The organism is Castellaniella sp., from assembly GCF_049671645.1.
Lineage (GTDB): Bacteria > Pseudomonadota > Gammaproteobacteria > Burkholderiales > Burkholderiaceae_B > Castellaniella.
Genome location: NZ_JBATVG010000008.1, coordinates 102,562 through 124,978, shown reverse-complemented (window position 1 = coordinate 124,978; position 22,417 = coordinate 102,562). Strand labels below are relative to the sequence as shown.

At 65.2% G+C, this 22,417-nt stretch carries 18 protein-coding genes; 15 read left to right on the top strand and 3 right to left on the bottom strand.

Annotated elements, in window-relative coordinates:
• Nucleotide 1: 1 nt before the first annotated feature.
• The 13 genes from der to WBG56_RS02895 all read left to right on the top strand — a co-directional run bounded on the left by der (nt 2) and on the right by WBG56_RS02895 (nt 15,255).
• Entirely contained in the window at nt 2–1,384 is a 1,383-nt protein-coding gene (gene der / locus WBG56_RS02955) for a ribosome biogenesis GTPase Der (protein ID WP_424265141.1), read from the top strand.
• On the top strand, nt 1,381–2,457 hold the full coding sequence (hisC, locus tag WBG56_RS02950) for a histidinol-phosphate transaminase (protein WP_424265074.1): 1,077 nt from the start codon (nt 1,381–1,383) through the stop codon (nt 2,455–2,457). The genes der and hisC overlap by 4 nt, the downstream gene beginning before the upstream one ends.
• 100 nt (nt 2,458–2,557) lie before the next feature.
• Entirely contained in the window at nt 2,558–2,794 is a 237-nt protein-coding gene (hfq, locus tag WBG56_RS02945) for an RNA chaperone Hfq (RefSeq protein ID WP_322995321.1), read from the top strand.
• A 171-nt stretch (nt 2,795–2,965) separates the two neighbouring features.
• Nucleotides 2,966–4,069: a GTPase HflX gene (gene hflX / locus WBG56_RS02940; protein ID WP_424265071.1), complete on the top strand. Its 1,104-nt coding sequence runs from the start codon at nt 2,966–2,968 to the stop codon at nt 4,067–4,069.
• A complete protein-coding gene (hflK, locus tag WBG56_RS02935) occupies nt 4,038–5,390 on the top strand; it encodes an FtsH protease activity modulator HflK (RefSeq protein WP_424265069.1) in 1,353 nt (450 codons plus the stop codon). The genes hflX and hflK overlap by 32 nt, the downstream gene beginning before the upstream one ends.
• Nucleotides 5,391–5,399: 9 nt before the next feature.
• Nucleotides 5,400–6,287, top strand: coding sequence for a protease modulator HflC (gene hflC, locus WBG56_RS02930; RefSeq protein WP_424265139.1), 888 nt, complete (start codon nt 5,400–5,402; stop codon nt 6,285–6,287).
• Between the two features lie 74 nt (nt 6,288–6,361).
• Entirely contained in the window at nt 6,362–7,525 is a 1,164-nt protein-coding gene (locus WBG56_RS02925) for an ATP phosphoribosyltransferase regulatory subunit (RefSeq protein WP_424265137.1), read from the top strand.
• A gap of 55 nt (nt 7,526–7,580) precedes the next feature.
• Nucleotides 7,581–8,876, top strand: a complete 1,296-nt coding sequence (locus tag WBG56_RS02920; RefSeq protein WP_424265067.1) for an adenylosuccinate synthase — start codon at nt 7,581–7,583, stop codon at nt 8,874–8,876.
• Between the two features lie 155 nt (nt 8,877–9,031).
• Nucleotides 9,032–9,595 carry a phosphoribosyltransferase gene (locus WBG56_RS02915; protein WP_424265065.1) on the top strand — a complete coding sequence of 188 codons (564 nt, stop codon included), beginning with the start codon at nt 9,032–9,034 and terminating at the stop codon, nt 9,593–9,595.
• Nucleotides 9,596–9,726: 131 nt separating this feature from the next.
• Complete coding sequence (gene rpsU, locus WBG56_RS02910) at nt 9,727–9,939, top strand: 30S ribosomal protein S21 (RefSeq protein ID WP_298015764.1); 213 nt, start codon at nt 9,727–9,729, stop codon at nt 9,937–9,939.
• Nucleotides 9,940–11,871, top strand: a complete 1,932-nt coding sequence (dnaG, locus tag WBG56_RS02905) for a DNA primase (RefSeq protein ID WP_424265063.1) — start codon at nt 9,940–9,942, stop codon at nt 11,869–11,871. It begins immediately after the preceding gene.
• A gap of 133 nt (nt 11,872–12,004) precedes the next feature.
• On the top strand, nt 12,005–14,191 hold the full coding sequence (gene rpoD, locus WBG56_RS02900) for an RNA polymerase sigma factor RpoD (protein WP_424265061.1): 2,187 nt from the start codon (nt 12,005–12,007) through the stop codon (nt 14,189–14,191).
• 119 nt (nt 14,192–14,310) lie between these two features.
• On the top strand, nt 14,311–15,255 hold the full coding sequence (locus WBG56_RS02895; RefSeq protein ID WP_424265059.1) for a DMT family transporter: 945 nt from the start codon (nt 14,311–14,313) through the stop codon (nt 15,253–15,255).
• Nucleotides 15,256–15,304: 49 nt separating this feature from the next.
• Here WBG56_RS02895 and WBG56_RS02890 read toward each other — a convergent pair whose 3' ends face one another.
• Nucleotides 15,305–17,185, bottom strand: a complete 1,881-nt coding sequence (locus WBG56_RS02890) for a sigma-54-dependent Fis family transcriptional regulator (RefSeq protein WP_424265057.1) — start codon at nt 17,183–17,185, stop codon at nt 15,305–15,307.
• Between the two features lie 314 nt (nt 17,186–17,499).
• Here WBG56_RS02890 and exaC point away from each other — a divergent pair, with 314 nt between their 5' ends.
• On the top strand, nt 17,500–19,026 hold the full coding sequence (exaC, locus tag WBG56_RS02885; RefSeq protein WP_424265055.1) for an acetaldehyde dehydrogenase ExaC: 1,527 nt from the start codon (nt 17,500–17,502) through the stop codon (nt 19,024–19,026).
• Nucleotides 19,027–19,032: 6 nt separating this feature from the next.
• On the opposite strand, the gene WBG56_RS02880 is transcribed toward exaC, so the two are convergent.
• Entirely contained in the window at nt 19,033–19,986 is a 954-nt protein-coding gene (locus WBG56_RS02880; protein WP_424265053.1) for a helix-turn-helix domain-containing protein, read from the bottom strand.
• Between the two features lie 117 nt (nt 19,987–20,103).
• On the opposite strand from WBG56_RS02880, the gene pobA reads away from it, so the two are divergent.
• On the top strand, nt 20,104–21,282 hold the full coding sequence (gene pobA, locus WBG56_RS02875) for a 4-hydroxybenzoate 3-monooxygenase (protein WP_424265051.1): 1,179 nt from the start codon (nt 20,104–20,106) through the stop codon (nt 21,280–21,282).
• On the opposite strand, the gene WBG56_RS02870 is transcribed toward pobA, so the two are convergent.
• On the bottom strand, nt 21,264–22,268 hold the full coding sequence (locus tag WBG56_RS02870; RefSeq protein WP_424265050.1) for a helix-turn-helix domain-containing protein: 1,005 nt from the start codon (nt 22,266–22,268) through the stop codon (nt 21,264–21,266). The genes pobA and WBG56_RS02870 overlap by 19 nt on opposite strands.
• Nucleotides 22,269–22,417 lie beyond the last annotated feature (149 nt).

Sequence of the window (22,417 nt, the reverse complement as noted above, 5' to 3'; positions counted from 1 at the left end):
TCTGCATTTCAAACCGGTGGTGGCTCTGGTCGGACGCACCAATGTCGGCAAATCGACCCTGTTCAACCGCCTGACGCGCTCCCGCGCGGCCTTGGTGGCGAATATTTCGGGCCTGACCCGCGATCGGCATTACGGCGAAGGCCGGGTGGGCGATTTTCCGTTCATCGTGGTGGATACCGGGGGGTTCGAGCCGGTCGCCACGCGCGGCATCCTGGTCGAAATGGCCCGCCAGACGGAGCAGGCCATCGCGGAATCCGATGTCGTGCTGTTTCTGGTGGACGGGCGCGAAGGCATCAACGCGCATGACCATGAGATCGCCCGCCTGCTGCGCAAGACCGGGCAGCGGGTGCTGCTGGCCGTGAACAAGGCCGAAGGCATGCGCGATCATGCCGACCTGGCCCAGTTTCACGAGCTGGGACTGGGCGAACCCTACGCCATTTCGGCCGCGCATGGCGACGGGGTCTCCGCCCTGGTGGACGAAGCCCTGGCCGCGCTGTTGGCCCAGGCCCGTCAGGCAGCGGCGGAAGTCTCCACGGACGAATCGGCGCAGGAACCCGGCGCCGAACCCGATCATCGGATCAAGCTGGCGATCGCCGGGCGGCCGAACGTCGGGAAGTCCACCCTGATCAATACCCTCGTGGGCGAAGAGCGCGTGATCGCCTATGACCTGCCGGGCACCACGCGCGATGCCATCGAAATCGAATTCGAGCGCGCGGGTCGACGCTACACCCTGATCGATACGGCGGGCCTGCGTCGCCGGGGCAAGGTCTTTGAAACCGTCGAGAAGTTTTCCGTCATCAAGACCTTGCAGGCGATCGAGGCCGCCAATGTCGTGCTCTTGCTGATCGATGCCCAGGACGGGGTGTCCGACCAGGATGCCCACATCGCCGGATTCGCACTGGAGACAGGCCGCGCCCTGGTGGTCGGACTGAACAAATGGGATGCCGTCGACAGCGAACAGCGGGAATGGGTTCAGCGCGAATACGAACGCAAACTGCGGTTTTTGTCCTTTGCCCGGGTGCTGCATCTGTCCGCCCTGAAGGGGCAGGGGGTGGGGCCGGTCATCAAGGCCGTCGAAGCCGCCCATGCGGCCGCCTTCGCAAAGCTGTCGACGCCGAAGCTGACGCGCACGCTGCAGGCCGCCATCGAGCAGCAGCCGCCGCCGCGCAAGGGCATCTTTCGGCCCAAGATGCGTTACGCGCACCAGGGCGGGCAGAATCCGCCGCGCATCATCATTCACGGCAACGCGCTGGACGCCGTGCCGGATTCCTATCGGCGCTATCTGGAAGGCCAGTTCCGCGATGCCTTCAAACTGGCCGGAACGCCCCTGAGCGTCGAATTCAAATCCTCGCATAACCCCTATCTGAAGGATAAGCAGTCGTGAGCACGCTCTGGAGCGACCACATCGCCGGTCTGATTCCCTATACGCCTGGCGAGCAGGCCCGGATTCCAAACCTGCTCAAGCTCAACACCAACGAGAACCCCTACGGGCCTTCGCCCAAGGCGATCGAGGCCATGCAGGCGGCGCTGGGCGACGACATGCGGCTGTATCCGGACTACCAGGCCCTGGGCCTGCGCCAGGCCATCGCGCGGCGCTATCGTCTGGAGGCCGATCAGGTGTTTCTGGGCAATGGCTCGGACGAGATCCTGGCGCACGTGTTCAATGCCTTGTTCCTGCGAGGCGGGCGCCCCTTGTGGCTGCCGGACGTCACCTACAGCTTCTATCGCACCTACTGCCGTTTCTACGACGTGCCGCATCGCCTGATTCCGCTGGCCGACGACTTCACCCTGCGGGTGAGCGATTACACGGAAGCCGCTGAACAGGAACCGGCCGGGATCATCTTTGCCAACCCCAACGCGCCGACCGGCCGTGGCCTGGGGCTGGACGCGATCGCGGCCATCGCCCGGGCCCGCCCCGACAGCGCCGTCGTGGTGGACGAGGCTTATGTGGATTTCGGCGCGGAATCGGCCGCCGCCCTGCTGCAGGACTTTCCCAACCTGTTGGTGATCCATACGCTGTCCAAGTCCCGGTCCCTGGCGGGATTGCGCGTGGGTTACGCCTTGGCGTCGACCGATCTGGTGGCCGGCCTGCTGCGGGTCAAGGACAGTTTCAATTCCTACCCCCTGGATCGGGTGGCGCTGGCCGGCGCCCAGGCTTCGATCGAAGACGAAGCCTGGTTCGATCGCACCCGGCATGCCGTCGTGAACGCCCGGGAGTCCTTGACGGAGACTCTGCAATCGCTGGGGTTCGACGTCCTGCCGTCGCAGGCGAACTTCGTCTTCGCCCGCCATCGCACCCAGGACGCCGGTGTCATCGCCCGGGGACTGCGCGACCAGGGGATTCTGGTGCGCCACTTCCAGGCGCCGCGGATCGAACAATATCTGCGCATCACCGTGGGCACGCCGGAACAATGCATCCGCTTGTGTGATACGCTGAAGGCCGTCTTGTCCGCTTGATGAATTCAGTGCACTGCAGCACGGTCGCGGCCGTGCTGCAGTGCGTGAATCGCATTAAAATAATCCAAGTACTATAACGTCAATAACCGGAGCCTCGTCCATGAGCAATAAAGGGCAAATTCTTCAAGACCCGTTTCTCAACGCCTTGCGCAAGGACCATGTGCCTGTCTCGATTTATCTGGTCAATGGGATCAAATTGCAGGGTCAGGTCGAATCCTTCGATCAGTACGTCGTGCTGCTGCGCAACACCGTCACGCAGATGGTTTACAAGCACGCGATTTCCACCGTCGTTCCGGCGCGTCCGGTTGCCTTTCAGGTGGACGACTCTGCCGAATAATTTCCTGGCTGATCCGGTGTCGCCATCGCCCGCCGTGCGGCCCGCACCGGCGGGCATTGCTTTTGTTGCTTCGCCAGCAGCGTGGGGGATGAGACAGGACGGGTTTTTGCCCGTGGGGGCCATGCCCCGCCTCACGAATCCGAGCGGCATGCAGGCCGCGAGGCGGGAATCATGAACGCTCTGGTCATCAGCGTGGACCTGGGTGAACTGGATTACGCGGCGCATGCCGAAGAATTCCTGATGCTGGCGCAGGGCGCGGGGGCCGAGATCGCCGAGGTCCTGGTGGCGCGACGCAGCCGGCCGGATGCGGCCGGGTTCATCGGTTCCGGCAAAATCGAGGAAGCCGCCGCCCTGGTCAAGGCCACGGACGCCGAGGTCGTGCTGTTCGATCACCCGCTCAGCCCGGCCCAGCAGCGCAACCTGGAACGTCAGCTCCAGGTCCGGGTCGTGGATCGCGTCGCCCTGATTCTGGATATTTTCGCCTTGCGGGCCAAGAGCCATGAAGGCAAGCTGCAGGTGGAACTGGCGCAGTTGCAGCACCTGTCCACCCGGTTGACCCGCTTGTGGACCCACCTGGAGCGTCAGCGGGGCGGCATCGGCGTGCGCGGGCCCGGTGAATCCCAGTTGGAGACCGACCGCCGCCTGATCGGTGTCCGGGTGCGGGCTTTGCGTGAACGCCTGGACCGGGTCCAGCGCCAGCGCCTGACCCAGCGACGGGCCAGGGTGCGCGGACAGACCTTGTCGGTGTCGCTGGTGGGGTATACCAATGCCGGGAAATCGACGCTGTTCAACGCCTTGACCCGGGCCGACGCCTATGCCGCCGACCAGCTCTTCGCCACCCTGGACACGACCACGCGCAGGGTCTGGATCGAAGGGGCGGGGCAGGTCGTGGTGTCCGATACGGTGGGTTTCATCCGCTCCTTGCCGCCCACCCTGATCGCCGCCTTTCGGGCCACCCTGGAAGAAACCGTGCATGCGGACCTGCTGCTGCACGTCATCGATGCCGCCAGTCCGCAGCGCGACGAGCAGGCGGCCGAAGTCAACAAGGTGCTGAAGGACATTGGCGCGGATGAAATTCCGCAGATCCGGGTCTATAACAAAATCGACACGGCCGGGTATGATCCCCGGGTCGAACGAAACGAACATGGTACGATTGCGCGAGTCTTTGTCAGTGCGCTGCAGCGCAGCGGTCTGGACGGCTTGCGGCAGTCGATTGCAGAATTTGGGGGGCCTACGGGAAACAATGCGTGGAATGAAACTGTTCAACCTGAATGATCCGGGCTGGGGGCGCGGTCAGCAAAATCAGGACAACGAGCCTTCCAACAAACCGAACCCCGCCGGCGGGCCTCCCGACCTGGACGAGGTCTGGCGCGATTTCAACAAACGCCTGTCGGGCCTGTTCGGCAAGCGCGGCGGGGGGCGCGGTCCGCGCATGCCCTCGGGCGGCGGCCTGCCGTCGCTGCCGGGGCCTTCGCCGAAATTCATCCTGCTGCTGATCATTGCCGCCATCCTGTTGTGGCTGGCCAGCGGTTTCATGATCGTCCAGGAAGGTCAGGTCGCCGTCGTCACGCGCTTCGGCAAATACATCCACACCCTGAACCCTGGCCTGCAGTGGCGTTTGCCGTACCCGATCGAAAACTCGCAGGACGTCAATATTTCCCAGTTGCGCACCTTCGAGGTCGGTTTCCGCGGGTCGGCGCGCAACAAGGTCCTGTCCGAATCCCTGATGCTGACCAACGACGAAAACATCATTGATGTGCAGTTCGTGGTGCAGTATCGCCTGCGGCCCGACGGGGCGCCGGCCTATCTGTTCAACACCAGCCAGCCCGATGAGTCCGTGCGTCAGGCCGCCGAAACCGCCATGCGGGAAATCGTCGGCCGCAAGCCCATGGACTTCGTCCTGTATTCGGGCCGCACCGAGGTCGCCACCGAAGTCCAGGCGCTGGCGCAAAGCATTCTCGATCGCTACCAGACCGGCATTCAGATTTCCACGGTCGCCATCCAGAACGTGCAGCCGCCCGAACAGGTCCAGGCCGCGTTCGACGATGCCGTCAAGGCCGGGCAGGATCGCGAACGCCAGATCAACGAGGGCAATGCCTACGCCAGCAAGGTCCTGCCGGAGGCGGAAGGCCAGTCCGCCCGCATGATCCAGGAAGCCGAAGGCTACAGCGCCCAGGTCATCGGGCAGGCCCAGGGCAATACCTCGCGCTTCGATAGCGTGGCGTCCGAATACGCCAAGGCGCCGGCCATTACCCGCGAGCGCATGTATCTGGAAACCATGCAGGATATTTTCAGCGATACGGCGAAGGTCATGATCGACGCTCCGGTGGGCAACAACATGCTGTACCTGCCGCTGGACAAGATCATGCAGCAGGCCGCCCGCAGCGGCCCGGCTGCCGGTTCGGGCAGCGCGGCTTCGTCGGATTCGTCTTCGGGGGCCTCGGGCTCGTCTTCATCCAGCAGCTCCACCGTCAGCACGGCCGGCGCCGGCGCCGCCCAGGCGGCGTCCAAGAGCGCGCCGTCCTCGGGGCGTCCCGCCGCCCGAGGCGTGCCATCGGGGCTGGATTCGCTGATGCGCAGCCCGTACTCGAACTAGGAGCCCATGATGCAACGTTTTTTCCCTGCCCTGGTCGGTCTGGTCCTGTTGGTGGCCGCCTTGTCCTCCTGCCTGTTCGTCGTGCGGGAACGGGACTCGGCCCTGCTGTTTGCCCTGGGCGAAGTGCGTGAAACCATCACCGAGCCCGGCCTGTATTTCAAGTATCCGCCTCCGTTTGAAAACGTGGTCTATCTGGACAAGCGCCTGCAGACCATTGAAACCCGCGATCCGGAACGCATCCAGACGGCTGAAAAGAAAAACCTGCTGATCGACTCGTTCGTCAAATGGCGCATTGCCGATCCGCGTCTGTACTACGTCACGTTCGGCGCCAACAGCGGGGCGGCCGTCGAACGTCTGCAGGCCCAGATCCGGGATGCCCTGAATGCGGCGGTGAACGTGCGCACGGTCAAGCAGGTCGTCTCCAGCGATCGCGACACCATCATGAAGGAAATCCAGTCTTCGGTGGCCCAGCGGGCAAGGCCTCTGGGGGTGGATGTCGTGGACGTGCGGCTGCGCCGCATCGATTTCGCGCCGGAAATTTCCGAATCGGTCTATCGCCGCATGGAAGCCGAGCGCAAGCAGGAAGCCAACCGCCTGCGGGCCAGCGGCGCCGCCGACAGCGAACGAATCCGCGCCGAGGCCGACCGCAAGCGCCAGGAAATCCTGGCCAAGGCGTATGCCGAATCCCAGGCCAAGCGGGGCGAGGGCGACGCCACGGCGGCCGCCATCTATGCGGCCTCCTATGGCAAGGACCCCGAGTTCTATAGTTTCTACAAGAGCCTGGATGCCTATCGTTCCTCCTTCTCCGGGCACGACAGCACCTTGGTGCTCAGCCCCGATTCGGATTTCTTCCGTTATTGGGACCGCGCTCCCGGCAGCAAGCCGGCCACGCGCTAGACAGTACCGACGGGCGGCCTGGCCGGGTGCCGGGCCGCTTTCTTTTGGCTGTGATTTTGGAATAACAACCCATGATGTCGAACTGGCTGCTGCCGGAAAATCTGTCGGACATCCTGCCCGCCGAAGCGCGACGCATCGAAGAGCTGCGTCGTGAACTGCTTGATCTGTATCGCACCTACGGGTTCGAACTGGTCGCGCCGCCCATGGTGGAATATCTGGATTCCCTGATGCTGGTCGACGACGAGGCCCTGCGCCTGCGCACCTGCAAACTGGTCGATCAGCTTTCGGGGCTGACCATGGGCGTGCGAGCCGACATGACGGTGCAGGTGTCGCGCATCGATGCCCATCTGCTCAATCGCCCCGGGGTGACGCGTCTGTGTTATTGCGGCCCGGTCGTCCATACCCGGCCGGCGGGTCTGACCTCGGATCGCGAACTGCTGCAGATCGGAGCGGAAATATTCGGCCATGCGGGTGTCCAGGCCGATATCGAATGCGTGCGGCTGGCCCTGGATTCCGTGCGCCGCGCGGGGGTTCTGCAGCCGCGCCTGGATCTGAATCATCCCGGCGTGGGGCGTGCGCTGGTCGATGCGGACCCCGCTTTGGCGGAGGTCGCCAATATGGTCTACGACCTGCTCAGCGCCAAAGACGTTCCGGGGCTGGACGCCTTGTGCGTCGAAACCCGGGCGCGCGCCGATACGCGCCAGGCCTTGCGGACGCTGACGACCTTGTATGGGGATCTGTCGGTGGTCGATCGCGCGCGGCAGTGCCTGCCGGATCTGCCGGCCGTGCATGCCGCCCTGGATGCCTTGCGCACCCTGTGCACGGCGTTGCCGGATGCGCCCATCGCCATCGATCTGGCCGATATGGGGGGCAGCTACGGCTATCACTCCGGCGTTGTTTTCTCGATTTATGCCGCGGGCTGGCACGACGCGCTGGTGCGCGGCGGGCGCTACGACGGCATCGGTCGAAAGTTCGGCCGCGCGCGTCCGGCCACCGGCTTCAGTCTGGATTTGCGCAAGCTCTCGGCCGGCCTGCCCGATGCGCAGCGCGCCCGGGCGATCCGGGCGCCCTGGTCGGACAATCCGGCTTTGACCCAGGTGATCGGCACGCTGCGGGCGCAAGGCCACATCGTCATCCAGAGCCTGCCGGGAGAACCGCAGCAGTACGATGAATTCCGGATCGACCAGGAACTGGTCCTGGCCGATGGCGGTTGGGTCCTGCGGACGCTCGGCGTCTGATGGTATAAACTTATTCGTTTCCCAAGGCGGCATGGTGCTGCCACAAGCAAGGCTTATGAGCAAGAACATCGTCGTGATTGGCACCCAGTGGGGTGACGAAGGCAAGGGCAAGATCGTGGATTGGCTCGCCGAGTCCGCCCAGGGGGTCGTGCGCTTTCAAGGTGGGCACAATGCCGGCCATACGCTGTGGATCAATGGCCGCAAGACCATTTTGCGCCTGATCCCGTCGGGCATCATGCATCCTCACGTGACCTGCTATGTGGGCAATGGGGTGGTGCTGTCGCCCGAAGCCCTGCTGGCCGAAATCGGCGAACTCGAAGCCGCCGGCCTGGACGTGCGTTCGCGGCTGCAGATTTCCTCGGCCTGCCCGCTGATCCTGCCGTATCACGTGGCGCTGGACCAGGCCCGCGAAGCCCGCAAGGGCGAGGGCAAGATCGGCACCACGGGGCGCGGCATCGGCCCCGCCTACGAGGACAAGGTCGCCCGCCGCGCTTTGCGCGTGCAGGATCTGTACGATCCGGCCGTCTTCGACGAGAAACTGGCCGAAGTGCTGGACTACCACAACTTCGTCCTGACCCAATACCTGGGCGCCAAGGCCGTCGAGGCCAGCCAGGTGCGTGACCAGGTCATGGCGCTGGCGCCGCAGATCGAGCCCATGGTGGCCGACGTCTCCAGCAACATCCACATCGCCCGCAAGGCCGGTCACAACCTGTTGTTCGAAGGCGCCCAAGGCACTTTGCTGGACATCGATCACGGCACCTATCCCTTCGTCACCAGCAGCAACTGCGTGGCGGGCGCCGCCGCGGCCGGCACGGGTGTCGGGCCGCAGGCGCTGGACTACGTGCTGGGCATCGCCAAGGCCTACACCACCCGGGTGGGCTCGGGGCCGTTCCCCACTGAATTGCTGGACGACACCGGCCTGCGCCTGGCCACGGTGGGCAAGGAATTCGGTTCCGTGACCGGACGCCCCCGCCGTTGCGGCTGGTTCGACGGCGCCGCCATGAAGCGTTCGGTCATGATCAATGGCCTGACGGGCCTGTGCATCACGAAGCTCGACGTGCTCGACGGCGTCGAGCAGATCAAGATCGGCGTGGGCTACCGCTACAAGGGTCAATTCCTGGACGTGCTGCCCTATGGCGCCCATGCGGCCGCCGAAGCCGAGCCCGTCCTGGAGGAAATGGCGGGCTGGTCGGAATCCACGGTGGGCATCACCGAATACGACAAGCTGCCCATCAATGCCCGGCGCTACCTGGAACGCATCGCCGAAGTCTGCGATGTGCCGATCGATATGGTCTCGACCGGTCCGGACCGGCTGGAGACCATCGTGCTGCGCCACCCCTTCCAGGGGTAAGGCGGCACAATGGCGGCCCCCACGCTGCGCAGGCTGAAGCTCGCTTGCCGCCGCCCGTGGGGGCTTTTTTGCCTTGGGGCGGCCCGCCGGCAAAGACGCGCTGGCCACGCCGTAGTTTTTGAGCCTATTTCATACGCACATCACAGGATAGAAACATGAGCATTCCGCCAAGCACCGATCGCGACCTCTGGGTCAGCTGGGAACAGTACCACTCGCTGATCGAGCGCCTGGCTCTGCAGGTGCATGAATCGGGGTGGGCCTTCGACAAGATCCTGTGCCTGGCGCGCGGCGGCGTGCGGGTGGGCGACGTGCTGTCGCGCATTTTCGATGTGCCCCTGGGCATCCTGGCCACCAGCAGCTACCGCGAGGCGGCCGGCACGGTGCAGGGGCAGCTGGACATCGCGCAGTTCATCACCATTACGCGCGGCACGCTGGACGGCAAGGTGCTGCTGGTGGACGACATGGTGGATACCGGCCTGACCTTCAGCCGGGTGCACGATCACTTGCTCAAGCAGTTTCCGGGCATCACCGAAATGCGCACGGCCGTGCTGTGGCAAAAAGGCCATGCCCAGGTCCAGCCGGATTATTACGTGGACCAGTTGCCCACCAACCCCTGGATTCACCAGCCCTTCGAAGATTACGACAGCCTGCGCCCGCATCAATTGGAGTCCTGGATCCGCAAGGGGGTGCGCACCGCGTATCCTGATGCGAAAGCATAGATTCCCGTCCTGATTCGTGCTAGAATCTTCTGCTGTCTTATACGGATATTTTCCATTTCCCTAACCGTGGGTGCACCGGCAGCATCGATGCCGCCGACATTCATGATTTTTACAGGCTTTCAAGGATTTACATGCCGATTGTCCGCCTCAAAGAAAACGAGCCCTTCGAGGCTGCCCTGCGGCGCTTTAAGCGCACCATCGAAAAAACCGGTCTGTTGACCGAGCTGCGTTCGCGTGAATTCTACGAGAAGCCCACTGCCGAACGTAAGCGCAAGCTGGCTGCTGCCGTCAAGCGCCACTACAAACGCATTCGCAGCCAACAACTGCCGCCGCGACTCTATTGATTGATTCCTGAATCCTTCATCCAGGAATTGCTGGCGCGCGTAGATATCGTCGATGTCGTCGGCCGGTATGTGCAGCTGCGCAAAGGGGGCGCAAACCTGTTGGGTTTGTGCCCTTTTCACACTGAAAAATCGCCGTCGTTCACAGTCAGCCCCACCAAGCAGTTCTACCACTGCTTCGGTTGCGGCGCCCATGGCAGCGCGATCCATTTCCTGACCGAGCACACCGGCGCGCCGTTTCCGGAAGCCGTGCGTACGCTGGCGGCCAGCGTGGGCCTGACGGTTCCCGAGGAACCGCGCACCCCGCGCCAGCGGGCCGCCGAGCGCGAGCGCCGCGAGGAAGGGTCCCGCCAGCGCGACGTGCTGCAGCAGGCGCAGGCCCACTATCGGGCGGCCTTGAAGCAGGCGCCGCAGGCGATCACGTATCTGAAGAAACGCGGGCTCAGCGGCGAAGTGGCGGCCCGCTACGGCCTGGGGTGGGCCAGCGCCGATCGCCGGGGCCTGGCCTCGGTGTTCGAGCACTACGAAGACCCTGCGCTGATCGAATCCGGCCTGGTGATCGAGGCCGAGGACGGTCGCCGCCATGACCGTTTCCGGGGCCGGGTGATGTTCCCGATCCTGAACGGCCGGGGGCAGTTGATCGGCTTTGGCGGCCGCCTCATCGAGGCGGGCGAGCCCAAATACCTGAATTCGCCCGAAACCAGCCTGTTCTCGAAGGGACACGAGCTCTATGGCCTGCACGAGGCCCGCGCCGGCATCCGCAGCGAAGGCTGCGTGCTGGTCGTCGAAGGCTACATGGACGTGGTCGCCTTGGCGCAATTCGGCCTGAACAATGCCGTGGCGACGCTGGGCACGTCCACAACCAGCAACCATCTGCAAAAGCTGTGCCGGGCCAGCGACCGCATCATTTTCAGTTTTGACGGCGATGGCGCGGGGCGCAAGGCTGCCTGGCGGGCCCTGCAGGCGTGCCTGCCGTGGGTGGCCGAGGATGTCTCCATGCGGTTCCTGTTCCTGCCGGACGGCCAGGACCCCGACTCCTACGTGCGGGCCTATGGGGTGCAGGCCCTGCGGGCCTGCCTGGACGAGGCTTTGCCGTTGTCGCGCTTCATGCTGGAGGAACTGGCGGCGCGCCATGACCTGCGCGAAGCCGAGGGCCGCGCCGCCTGTGTGCACGAGGCGCGGCCCCTGTTCGCCCAGATGCCGGAAGGCGGGTTCCGCCTGCAGGTCGAACGCGAATTCGCCCAGCAGGTGCGCCTGACGCCGGAAGAACTCAGCCGCATGCTGGCCAGCGGGCCCGTTGCGGCTACGGCGCCGGCCGCGGATTTCCGGCGTCCGGACGGGGCGCCGGGGAGGCCGGCCGGCCGGGCGTCCGATGGGGCTGCGGAGGACTGGCAGAGCCCTGGCGCGCCCGTCGATGAGCCTTCCTGGGTCAGCGCGGAATTCGCCCGGGACGGAGCTCCCGCAGGTCGGCCTGCGGCCGGCCAGAAGCGGCGCGGCCGCGCGAACCAGGCCCGGACCGTCACCCCTTTGGCGCGGCGGCTGCTGCGTCTGCTGCTGGCGCACCCCGCGCTGGTGGACAGCCTGGGGGATCAGCAGCTTGAATTGTTGGCCCATCATCCCCATCTGCAGTTGGTGCGGGAATTGATCAGCCTGGCCAGCGCGTGCGGCGGGCGCCATGCCGGCGCGCTGCTGGAGGCAGCCGACCCCGACTCGGATCTGGCGGCCGCCATCCGGGATTTGTCCACGGAAGTCCTGACGCAGGAATTGCCTGACCCCGAGGCGGAATGGCGCGATGCCTTGCGGCACATCGAATTGCAGGCGGTGCAGGAACAGTGCGATCGCCTGGTTGCGGCCGGTTTGACGGATGACGCGCAGCGCCGGCGATATCAGGACCTCAGCCGTCGTCTGGCCCGGCTGAAGGCCCCGACAGGATGAATCTTCCTGTCAAGTGCAGTAAACTACATGGTTTTCAATAAGTTGAGCGCCTTCAACAGAATTGTCGACCCGGAATTGTTGCCCGCTCGGCTTTGAGGCTGAGCGGCAACGGAACTGAAAACGGAAAGAGCACATGACCCAAGCAACTGGCAAAACCCCTGCGGCTGCCAAAAAAACAGCAGCCAAAAAAACCAAGGCCCAGAGCGCTGAGCTCGAATCCGCGGTCAAGGCGGCCAGTGTGACGGCGCCGGTGGCGAAGAAGGCCAGCAAGCCCGCCGCCAAGAAAACCACCAAGAAAGCGGCGGCCGAGCCGCGCGCGCCCAAGGTTCCCAGCGGGCGCAAGCCCGGGCGTCCGGCCAAGAATGCCAATGGCGATGGCGCCGATTACGTGGACGACGACGCCGATGACGGCGAAGTCATTCCCGATCTGAAGCCGTTGCCCAAGCGGGGCGGCAAGCGCGCCAAGGGCGAGAAGGAAAGCCCGTCGCGCAGCCAGATGACCCCCGAAGAACAGGAAGCCCGGCGCAACCGCCTGAAGATCCTGATCAAGCTGGGCAAGGACCGCGGCTACCTGACCTACGGCGAGATCAACGATCACCTGCCCGACGATCTGGTCGATGCCGAAGCCATCGACGGTATCATCAGCACCTTCAGCGACATGGGGATTTCGGTCTACGACCAGGCCCCCGACGCCGAAACCCTGCTGATGAGCGACAACGTGCCTTCGGCCACCAGCGACGACGACGTCGAGGACGAGGCCGAAGCCGCCCTGACCACCGTGGACTCCGATTTCGGCCGCACGACCGATCCGGTGCGCATGTACATGCGTGAAATGGGCACGGTCGAACTGCTGACGCGCGAAGGCGAAATCGAAATCGCCAAGCGCATCGAAGACGGCCTGAAGCACATGGTCATGGCGATCGCCGCCTGCCCGACGACGGTCAACGAGATTCTGGAACACATCCGCAAGGTCCGCGAAGGCACCGCCCAGATCGACGAGGTCGTGGACGGCCTGATCGACGAGGAAGGCGAGGACTACGCCGGTTCCGGGGTCACGTCGGACGACGATGACGGCCCGGCGGGCGGCATGAGCAGCAAGCAGCTGGAATACCTGCGCGCCAAGGCCTTGAAGAAATTCGACCTGGTCGAGTCCTGGTTCGACAAAATGCGCCTGGCCTTCGAGGACGAGGGCTATAAGTCCCCCTCCTACGTCGAGGCCCGCGAAGCCATTCACGCCGAATTGCTGGGTGTGCGCTTCACCGCCAAGATGGTGGAGCGGCTGGCCGATGCCCTGCGCGCCCAGGTCGCCGAGGTCCGCACCCACGAACGCGCCGCCATGTCGATCTGCGTCACGCGGGCCGGCATGCCCCGGGCGCACTTCATCAAGGCCTTCCCGGGCAACGAAACCAATCTGGACTGGGTGGTCCAGGAAATCTCCGGCGCCCACGATTATTCGGAAACCCTGGAACGCCATGCGCCCGCGGTGCTGGAGATCCAGCAGAAACTGATCGAGCTGCAGCGCAGCGTCGTGCTGCCTCTGAAAGACCTGAAAGACGTCAACAAGCGCATGGCCACCGGCGAGGCGAAAGCCCGCAAGGCCAAGCGCGAGATGACAGAGGCCAACCTGCGCCTGGTGATCTCCATCGCCAAGAAGTACACCAATCGCGGCTTGCAGTTCCTGGACCTGATCCAGGAAGGCAACATCGGCCTGATGAAGGCCGTGGACAAGTTCGAATACCGGCGCGGCTACAAGTTTTCCACGTATGCCACCTGGTGGATTCGTCAGGCCATCACGCGTTCCATCGCCGACCAGGCTCGTACGATCCGGATTCCGGTCCATATGATCGAAACGATCAACAAGATGAACCGGATCAATCGCCAGATCCTGCAGGAAACCGGGGCGGAGCCCGATCCCGCCACCCTGGCGCAGAAAATGGACATGCCGGAAGACAAGGTCCGCAAGATCCTGAAGATCGCCAAGGAACCCATTTCCATGGAAACGCCCATCGGCGACGATGACGATTCCCACCTGGGCGACTTCATCGAGGACACCGGCACGGTGTCGCCGTCCGATTCGGCCCTGCATGGCTCCATGCGCGACGTGGTGAAGGAAGTGCTGGATTCGCTGACCCCGCGCGAGGCGAAGGTCCTGCGCATGCGTTTCGGCATCGAAATGAGCACCGACCAGACCCTGGAGGAAGTCGGCAAGCAGTTCGACGTCACCCGCGAACGCATCCGCCAGATCGAAGCCAAGGCCCTGCGCAAACTGCGCCACCCCAGCCGGGCGGACAAACTGAAGAGCTTCCTCGAAGGCCAGTAACGCCCTTCGAGGGGAATGGACGGGCCGCCCTGCATGGGTGGCCCGTTTGCGATGATGCGCCGGCCAGAGCGTCATTCGCGGAAACTCCTGGGGCCTCCCGCCGCTTGCCATCGTCAACCATGTCCATATCCTCGCCAGTGACCACGACCAGCCCCGAGCCTTTGGCGGCCAGGGGGTACGTGCTGATGCATGCCTGTGTGCTGCTGTTCGGGTTCACGCCGATCATGGGGCGGCTGATCACGCTGGACGCGCTGCCCCTGGTCTGGTGGCGCATGGCGCTGGCCGCGGTTGCGCTGCTGTCCCTGCCTGCTTCCTGGCGCGGCATCCGGAAGCTGTCGCCGCGCTTGCTGGCGCTCTGCTGCGCTGCGGGCGTGGTGCTGGCCACCAGCTGGGCCTTGTTCTACCTGGCCGTCAAACTCACCAATGCGTCCGTTGCCGCAGTGTGCCTCGGCACGGCGCCGCTGTTCGTCGCCGTGTTCGGGCCGGTCGTGATGCGCCGTCCCTGGAAGCGCTCGGACCTGGGATTGGCGGCCGCGATCGTTCCGGGTGTCGCGCTGGTCGTCGGCGGCATTCCCCCCGATATGTACCTGGGCCTCGGAGTCGGACTGCTGTCGGCGGCGGTGCTCATCGTGTTCAGCGGGCTCAACAAGGTTCTGGCAAACCGTGTCCATCCGCTCAGTGCGACGTGCATAGAGATGGGGGCGGGCGCCGCTTTTCTGGCCGCCGTGCTCTTCCTGCTGCCGGGGGACGATGCCGTGTTGACGGTTCCGCATGGGCGGGACCTGGTGCTGCTGCTGGTGTTCGCCATCGCGCTGACCGCCTTGCCCATTGCGATGATGCTGGCCGCGCTGCGTCACATCAGTGTGTTCGCCCAGCAGATGGCGGTGAATCTCGAACCCGTCTATGCCGTGCTGCTGGCTGTGCCTCTCCTGGGCGAGCAGCGGCAGCTCGGTCCGCTGTTCTACCTTGGCGTCCTGGTGATCGTGGGCACCGTGATGGCGGAGCCGGCGATGTATTGGCTGCGCGCCGGCCGCCGGCGCGGGCGTTCGAAGAAGAGAGTCTGATCGCCCCGGAACCGGGATCCGGGCGGCGAGGGCGCTGATCGTCGATCAGTCAGTCATCCAGCTTGCGGTACAAGGTGCTGCGGTGGATACCCAGGCGGCGGGCCGCTTGCGTGATGTTCCCCGCGCAATCCTGCAGCGCCTGGTGGATTGCGGCATGTTCCAGGTCCCGCAACTGGCCGGTTGCCCCTGCGCCCGGCAGCATGCCCGCCGCAGCGGGCAGGTCGCCGGCGTCGGGACCCCGGAGGGACTCGGGCGCGGGATCATTTCCGAACGGGTGCGGGGCCGCGGACGAGTCGGCGATCAGATCAACGGGCAACTGATCGGTCGTGATCGGCGCCGACCCCGGATGCTGGCACTGCAGCCGTCGCAGGATGCTGCGCAGTTCACGATAGTTGCCTGGCCAGGTGTGGCGCGCCAATGTGGCGGCGGCCTCCGGGGTGATCCTGCCCCCCAGGGCCTGGTACTGCGCGGCGATGAGTTCCGCCAGATCGGGGTGGCAGCGCAGCGGCGGCAGCGCCAGGGGCATGTCCTGCAGCCGGTAGTACAGGTCGGCGCGAAACAGCCCCCGGGCGACCAGGGCCTTGAGATCCTGGTGGCTGGCGCTGATCAGGCCGAAATCCAGGGGCAGCCGTTTTTCCGAACCCAGCGGCTGGACTTCCCGTTCCTGCAGCACTCGCAGCAGCCGGGTCTGCAGGACCAGCGGCATGTCGCCGATCTCGTCCAGGAAAAGCACGCCCTGGTGCGCCTGGCGCAGCAGCCCGCGGGCGCCTTCGCGCCGGGCCCCCGTGAAGGCGCCGGCCTCGTAGCCGAACAATTCGGATTCGATCAGGTGTTCGGGCAGCGCGGCGCAGTTGATTGCGATGAATGCGCCGTGGCGGCGGTTGCCGCCTGCGTGGATGTGCCGCGCCAGCACTTCCTTGCCGGTGCCGGTTTCGCCCTGCAGCAAGACGGCCAGGCCGTTGTCGATGGCACGGATGCCTTGTTCCAGGAGAGGCCGGTGGACAGTGTCCGGCGGCGGCAGGAGGTCCGAGGCGGGAGAGGGCGCGGGAATGGCGCGGGGCTTGGGGACATCGAGGGACACAAGCGGCCGGGCGGGTGTATGCAGGCGGCCGGTCAGCGCCTGACCGTCGTGGCGGCGCAGCCGGCCGTCGCGGGCCCGCAGGGGGCCGTCTATCCATTGTGCGCAGGCGGTGCCGATCAGCTGCCAATCGGTGTTCAGGGCCTGGAGCGCCGCTTCGTTGGCCCCTGCGATGCGGTCGTCGTCGTCGAGCAGCAGGATGGCCGGCCAGGCATCGGGCCCCGGATGTTCGCCCGGATAGAAATCCAGGCGGCGCAGCGGGCTGTCGATCAGGATCTGGTTGCTGATGCCCTGAGCCAGCCGTTGGACCAGCGGCAGGGCGTAGTGATACAGCGCGTCGGCGGGGCCGGAAAGGTCCAGGATGCCCAGGATGCTGCCGGTTGCGGACAGGATCGGAGCGGCATGGCAACTGAGGATGCTGTTGCGATTGAGGAAGTGTTCCGCGCCATGGACGCGGACGGCGCGGCCGTCGTGCAACGCGGTGCCGATGGCGTTGGTGCCCCGCTGGGTTTCGGCCCAGCTGACCCCGGGCAGCAGGGCGACGCGCTGGGCCTTGTCCAGAAAGCCGGGGTTGCCGCGTTCGTGCAGGATCAGGCCGCTGGGGTCGGCCAGCACGGCGATGCCGTTGGTCGATCCGGCCAGGGCGCCCAAGGCGCACAGGCTGGCCTCCGAGTGCCGCAGAAGCACCTGATGGGTTTCGATGCGAACGCCGAGGTCGGCGCGGGGCAAAGGGGCGGGGTCGGCCAGCAGTTGCCGGTCGAGATCGGCGCAGCGCGCCCAGGACTGGTGGATGCGCGTAGAGGCCTGGGCGCGGGCGTCCGGCGTGATGGCCAGTGGCGGTGAGTGCTGCATAGGCGTCTCCGTCCGGATCGCGATGCGGGTGACGCAGTTTGAGGCATCGCTGTCGCAAAATGCAGGGCCAAGTGTCGCAAAATGCGACAAGCCCCTGTTTTTAAAGCAGGTTCCGCTTCAGTATGCCATCGCTGCCGACGTAAGGGAAGCCCGGCGTCCCGCTGCGATGCGCTTGCCCGTTTGCGCTCCGCGCACCGGGCGTGGCTGTATCTGGCACGGTCCTTGCTTCAAGAGAATCAGGCGCCGGTGCATGGTGCACCGGACATGCCGGCGCCCCGGCAACGGGACGAGCGCCCCGGATCAAGGAGACAGACATGGACATGACCGACCTGAAGCACTTCGGGATCGATATCGGCTTCCCCTACAAGAAACACTACGAAAACTATATCGGCGGACGCTGGGTGGCCCCTGTGGCCGGCAATTATTTCGACAATCTCTCGCCGATCACCGGGCAGGTGTTCTGCGAAGTGCCGCGATCCGATGCCGCCGACGTCGAGGCCGCCCTGGATGCGGCGCATGCCGCTCGCAAGGCCTGGGGCGAGACCTCCGTGGCGGAGCGGGCCGGCGTGCTGCTGCGCATGGCCGACCGCATGGAACAGAACCTGCGCCTGCTGGCTGTGGCCGAGACCATCGACAACGGCAAGCCGCTGCGCGAAACCATGGCGGCGGACCTGCCTTTGGCGATCGACCACCTGCGCTATTTCGCCGGTTGCATCCGCGCCCAGGAAGGCGGCATCTCCGAGATCGACAAGACGACGGTGGCCTATCACTTTCATGAGCCCATGGGCGTGGTCGGCCAGATCATTCCCTGGAATTTTCCGCTGCTGATGGCAGCCTGGAAGCTGGGGCCGGCGCTGGCCGCGGGCAACTGCGTGGTGCTGAAACCCGCCGAGCAGACGCCCGCTTCGATCCTGGTGCTGATGGAGCTGGTCGGCGATCTGCTGCCGCCGGGCGTGCTGAACATCGTCAACGGCTTTGGCAAGGAAGCCGGGGCGGCGCTGGCGTCCAGCAAGCGCATCGCCAAGATCGCCTTCACGGGCTCCACCCCCACGGGCAAGCACATCCTTCATGCGGCGGCCGACAACCTGATTCCCAGCACGGTGGAACTGGGCGGCAAGAGCCCGAATATCTTCTTCGCCAACGTGATGGACCAGGATGACGCCTTTTTCGACAAGGCCCTGGAAGGCCTGAGCATGTTCGCCCTGAACCAGGGCGAGATCTGCACCTGCCCGTCGCGCGTCCTGGTTCAGGAATCCATCTACGAGCGCTTCATCGAACGCGCCGTCAAGCGGGTGGAGTCCATGAAAGCCGGCCATCCGCTGGAGGCCGGCACCATGCTGGGGGCACAGGTGTCCCGGGCGCAGATGGACAAGATCCTCGGCTACATCGACATCGGCCGGGAAGAGGGCGCGCGCTGCCTGACGGGAGGCGCCCGCAACGTGCCGGGCGAGGGGCTGGACCAAGGCTTCTATGTCAAACCGACATTGCTGTTCGGGGAGAACAGCATGCGGGTGTTCCAGGAAGAAATCTTCGGTCCCGTGGCGTCGGTCACGACCTTCAAGGATGAGGACGAGGCCATCGCCATCGCCAACGACACCTATTACGGCCTGGGGGCGGGGGTCTGGACGCGCGACGGGTCGCAGGCCTATCGAGTGGGCCGGCAGGTCCAGGCCGGCCGGGTCTGGACGAATTGCTTTCACCTGTATCCGGCGCATGCCGCGTTCGGGGGCTACAAGCAGTCCGGCATCGGGCGTGAAACCCATAAGATGGCGCTGGGCGCCTACCAGCAGACCAAGTGCCTGCTGGTCAGCTATAGCCCGAATGCCCTGGGCTTTTTCTAAGCGGTTTCAATCCGGGCTCCCGTCGCGCGCGGGGTCGTCCGCCGGGCGCCCGGACAGGTCGGTCGGCATGCCCGGCGTGTCGACTGCGCCCAGCACCCGCAGCCGGAAATCCCGAGGGGATTGTCCGGCTGTCTTGCGGAAGAATCGGGTGAAGTGCGCGGGCTCCGAGAAGCCCAGCGCGTCGGAGATTTCGCCGATCGTCATGGAGGTATAGATCAGGCTGCGGCTCGCTTCCAGCGCCAGGCGGTCATGGATCAGTTGCAGCGGGGTCTTGCCGGCGTGAGTGCGGGCGATCAGGTTCAGGTGGGTGGTGCTCAGGCCCAATTCGCGGGCGTACCAGGCGACCGCATGCTGGCGGCCATGGGCCTGTTCCAGCAGTTCGCCGAATCGGGCGTAGTGCTGCAGGCCCCGGGCGGCCCGAGGCGATGGCGCCCCGTCTGCGGGATGGCTGCGCAGGCGGGTGTAGAGCAACGTCAGCCAGGCTTCGATCTGGGCCTCCCGGAAGGGCTGCCGGGCGGCATACTGGGCATTCAGATGGGTGCAGGCCTCGTGCAGGCCGTCGCTGCGCGCTCCGGACAGGAACCGATGCAGCACGGGGTGGGACGGCGGGGCCGCTGACGGGCCCAGGCGCTGCGCCAGTTGCGTCAACAGCGCATTGGTGACGGTGATCACGTGGCCCGAGCAGTCGGCGTCAAATTCAAAACCGTGCACGTAGGCCTGGGGGACCTCGACGGCCGCCGGCCCCGCGATCTCGGGCCGCGCCTGATCCAGGCTGACGATGGCCCGGCCTCGATGCAGGTACAGAATCTGGTAGAGGCCCGCGTGACGGTGCGGCCGGATATGCCAATTATGCAAGCGGCTTCGGGATGCGATGGTTTCGCAGTGCAGCATTTCTGCCAAGGGCCATTCAGCCTGTTCGCCGTACAGCTGAAAAAGGGGGGCGGTCTGGAAATAGTTCATATCGGCAATTTTATGCTTGAAAAGTCCATTCCCAAATCAGCGGCGGGCGTTCACCATGATGCCTATGCCGGACAGATCCGAGCGCCAGGGGGCGCCGAGTCCGGGCGGAGGAGAATCATGAAGACACAAGTGGCGATCATCGGCGCGGGGCCGTCGGGGCTGTTGCTCGGGCAGTTGTTGCATCGTTGCGGCATCGACAACGTCGTCCTGGAACGTCATACCCCGGACTACGTGTTGGGGCGGGTGCGGGCCGGGGTGCTGGAATACGGCTTCGTCGATCTGATGCGCGAGGCGGGCGTGTCGGCGCGGATGGACGCGGAAGGGTTGGAGCACGATGGCTTCACGCTGGCTTTTCAAGGACGCCGCCAGCGGGTCGACATGATGGCCTTGACGGGGAAGTCCGTGCTGGTCTACGGGCAGACGGAGGTGACGCACGACCTGATGGATGCCCGCCGGGCCAATGGCGCGCCGATCTACTACGAGGCCACCGACGTGCAGCTGCATGATTTCCTGGATGGCAAGCCGCGCGTCACCTTTTTGCACGAGGGTCAGCGCAAGACGCTGGAGTGCGATTACATCGCGGGTTGCGATGGCTTCCACGGGGTGTCGCGCCAATCGGTGCCGCAGGATCGCATCCGCAACTTCGAGCGCGTCTATCCTTTCGGCTGGCTGGGGCTTTTGACCGAGACGCCGCCCGTCGAAGACGAACTGATCTATGCGCACAATCCGCGCGGCTTCGCTCTGTGCAGCATGCGTTCGCACACCCGCAGCCGCTATTATCTGCAGTGCAGTCTGGCCGAACACGTCGAGGAATGGTCCGACGACCGCTTCTGGACGGAACTGTCGGCCCGCTTGCCCGAGGACGTGGCAGCCAAGCTGCAGACCGGTCCGTCGTTTGAAAAAAGCATCGCGCCGCTGCGCAGCTTCGTGGCGGAGCCCATGCGCTTCGGCCAGCTGTTCCTGGTGGGCGACGCCGCGCACATCGTGCCGCCCACCGGGGCCAAGGGCCTGAACCTGGCCTCCAGCGATGTCTATACCCTGTACCATGCTTTGCGCGGCGCCTGCCTGGACAATCGCCCGGAGCTGCTGGACCGTTATTCGGAGATCTGCCTGCGCCGGATCTGGAAGGCGGAACGCTTCTCCTGGTGGATGACCTCGCTGCTGCATGCTTTCGACGGCGATGCCTTCACCCAGCGCATCCAGCAGGCGGAACAGGATTACTACACGAGCACGCAGGCGGGGCTGACCACCATCGCGGAAAATTACGTGGGCCTGCCCTACGAACCGGTGGTGTGAGCGTCCGGCGCGGGTGCGCCGCCGCCCAGCGTCCGGCGCCGGAAGTCCTTGGGGGACAGGCCGGACAGGCGTTTGAAAAAACGCGTGAAGTAGCCGGGATCGGCAAAGCCCAGTGAATCGGCGATGGTGCTGATCGGCCGGGTGGTGTAGATCAGCTCGCGGCGGGCTTCCAGCAGCAGGCGTTCGTGAATCAGCCGCAGGGCCGTCTTGCCTGCCAGCGTCTGGGCGATGGCGTTCAGGTGCGCGGCCGTCATTCCCAGGCGCCCGGCGTACCAGTGGACCTGATGCTGGCGGGAAAAGTGCGTCTCGATCATCTGCGCGTAACGCGCCAGGTGCAGATCGCCCGGAGCTTGCCCCGCAAGCTTTTCCGGGCCAGGCGCGTGATGGCGGTGAATCCACACCAGGATGGCGCCCAGCAGCGCTTCCAGCAGCGGACCGCGTTGCGGTTGATGTGGGCGGTGATATTCCAGGTCCAACTGATCGAAGGTGCGGCTCGTATAGTCATCCTCCGCGCCCAGTGCCAGCAGGGCCGGATCCGACAGCGCGTGCAGGCCCAGGCCGTGGCGCTGGCACAGCGGTTGCAGCAGGGCGTATGTCAGGGTCAGGATGTAGCCGCCCGCGCCGGGCTGGAAGATGAATTCGTGGACGACGCGCTGGGGAATCAGCACCACGTGTCCCGCGCCCGACGGCAGGGATGGCGCGCCGTTCCGGCGGCCGCCGGACCGCGGCCCGGCGGGTTTCGCGCTCAGGGCCCGGGCCTGACCGTCGAGCACGACGGTGGCGTCTCCCGACTGCAGGAAGAGGATCTGGAACAGGTCCGTGTGCTTGTGGGCTGTGACATGCCAATTGTGCAATTTTTCCTGCGCCGCGATGGTTTCGCAGAACAGCGGATCCGGGCTGGTCCAGACGTTGCCGTAACCGTATAGTTTATAGATCGGTATCGTGGTGTGATCGTGGGCGGGCGGGGCGGGAATCAGTGCGGTCATCGGGGCGCTGCCGTGGAATGGCTATCCACGAAATGTACATTTTTAAAACGCAAAAATCCATTCTCCGCAGCATCGCTTGGCCGCATGATGGACGTGTCTGACATGGAGTGGCCCCGGGGCTTGATGCAGCGCCCCAGATCCCGGCATCC

Coding starts and splice junctions, on each gene's coding strand:
- hfq (WP_322995321.1), top strand. CDS start 2,558: ATGAGCAATAAAGGGCAAATTCTTCAAGACCCGTTTCTCAACGCCTTG.
- hflX (WP_424265071.1), top strand. CDS start 2,966: ATGAACGCTCTGGTCATCAGCGTGGACCTGGGTGAACTGGATTACGCG.
- hflK (WP_424265069.1), top strand. CDS start 4,038: ATGCGTGGAATGAAACTGTTCAACCTGAATGATCCGGGCTGGGGGCGC.
- hflC (WP_424265139.1), top strand. CDS start 5,400: ATGCAACGTTTTTTCCCTGCCCTGGTCGGTCTGGTCCTGTTGGTGGCC.
- WBG56_RS02925 (WP_424265137.1), top strand. CDS start 6,362: ATGTCGAACTGGCTGCTGCCGGAAAATCTGTCGGACATCCTGCCCGCC.
- WBG56_RS02920 (WP_424265067.1), top strand. CDS start 7,581: ATGAGCAAGAACATCGTCGTGATTGGCACCCAGTGGGGTGACGAAGGC.
- WBG56_RS02915 (WP_424265065.1), top strand. CDS start 9,032: ATGAGCATTCCGCCAAGCACCGATCGCGACCTCTGGGTCAGCTGGGAA.
- rpsU (WP_298015764.1), top strand. CDS start 9,727: ATGCCGATTGTCCGCCTCAAAGAAAACGAGCCCTTCGAGGCTGCCCTG.
- rpoD (WP_424265061.1), top strand. CDS start 12,005: ATGACCCAAGCAACTGGCAAAACCCCTGCGGCTGCCAAAAAAACAGCA.
- WBG56_RS02895 (WP_424265059.1), top strand. CDS start 14,311: ATGTCCATATCCTCGCCAGTGACCACGACCAGCCCCGAGCCTTTGGCG.
- WBG56_RS02890 (WP_424265057.1), bottom strand. CDS start 17,185: ATGCAGCACTCACCGCCACTGGCCATCACGCCGGACGCCCGCGCCCAG.
- exaC (WP_424265055.1), top strand. CDS start 17,500: ATGGACATGACCGACCTGAAGCACTTCGGGATCGATATCGGCTTCCCC.
- WBG56_RS02880 (WP_424265053.1), bottom strand. CDS start 19,986: ATGAACTATTTCCAGACCGCCCCCCTTTTTCAGCTGTACGGCGAACAG.
- pobA (WP_424265051.1), top strand. CDS start 20,104: ATGAAGACACAAGTGGCGATCATCGGCGCGGGGCCGTCGGGGCTGTTG.
- WBG56_RS02870 (WP_424265050.1), bottom strand. CDS start 22,268: ATGACCGCACTGATTCCCGCCCCGCCCGCCCACGATCACACCACGATA.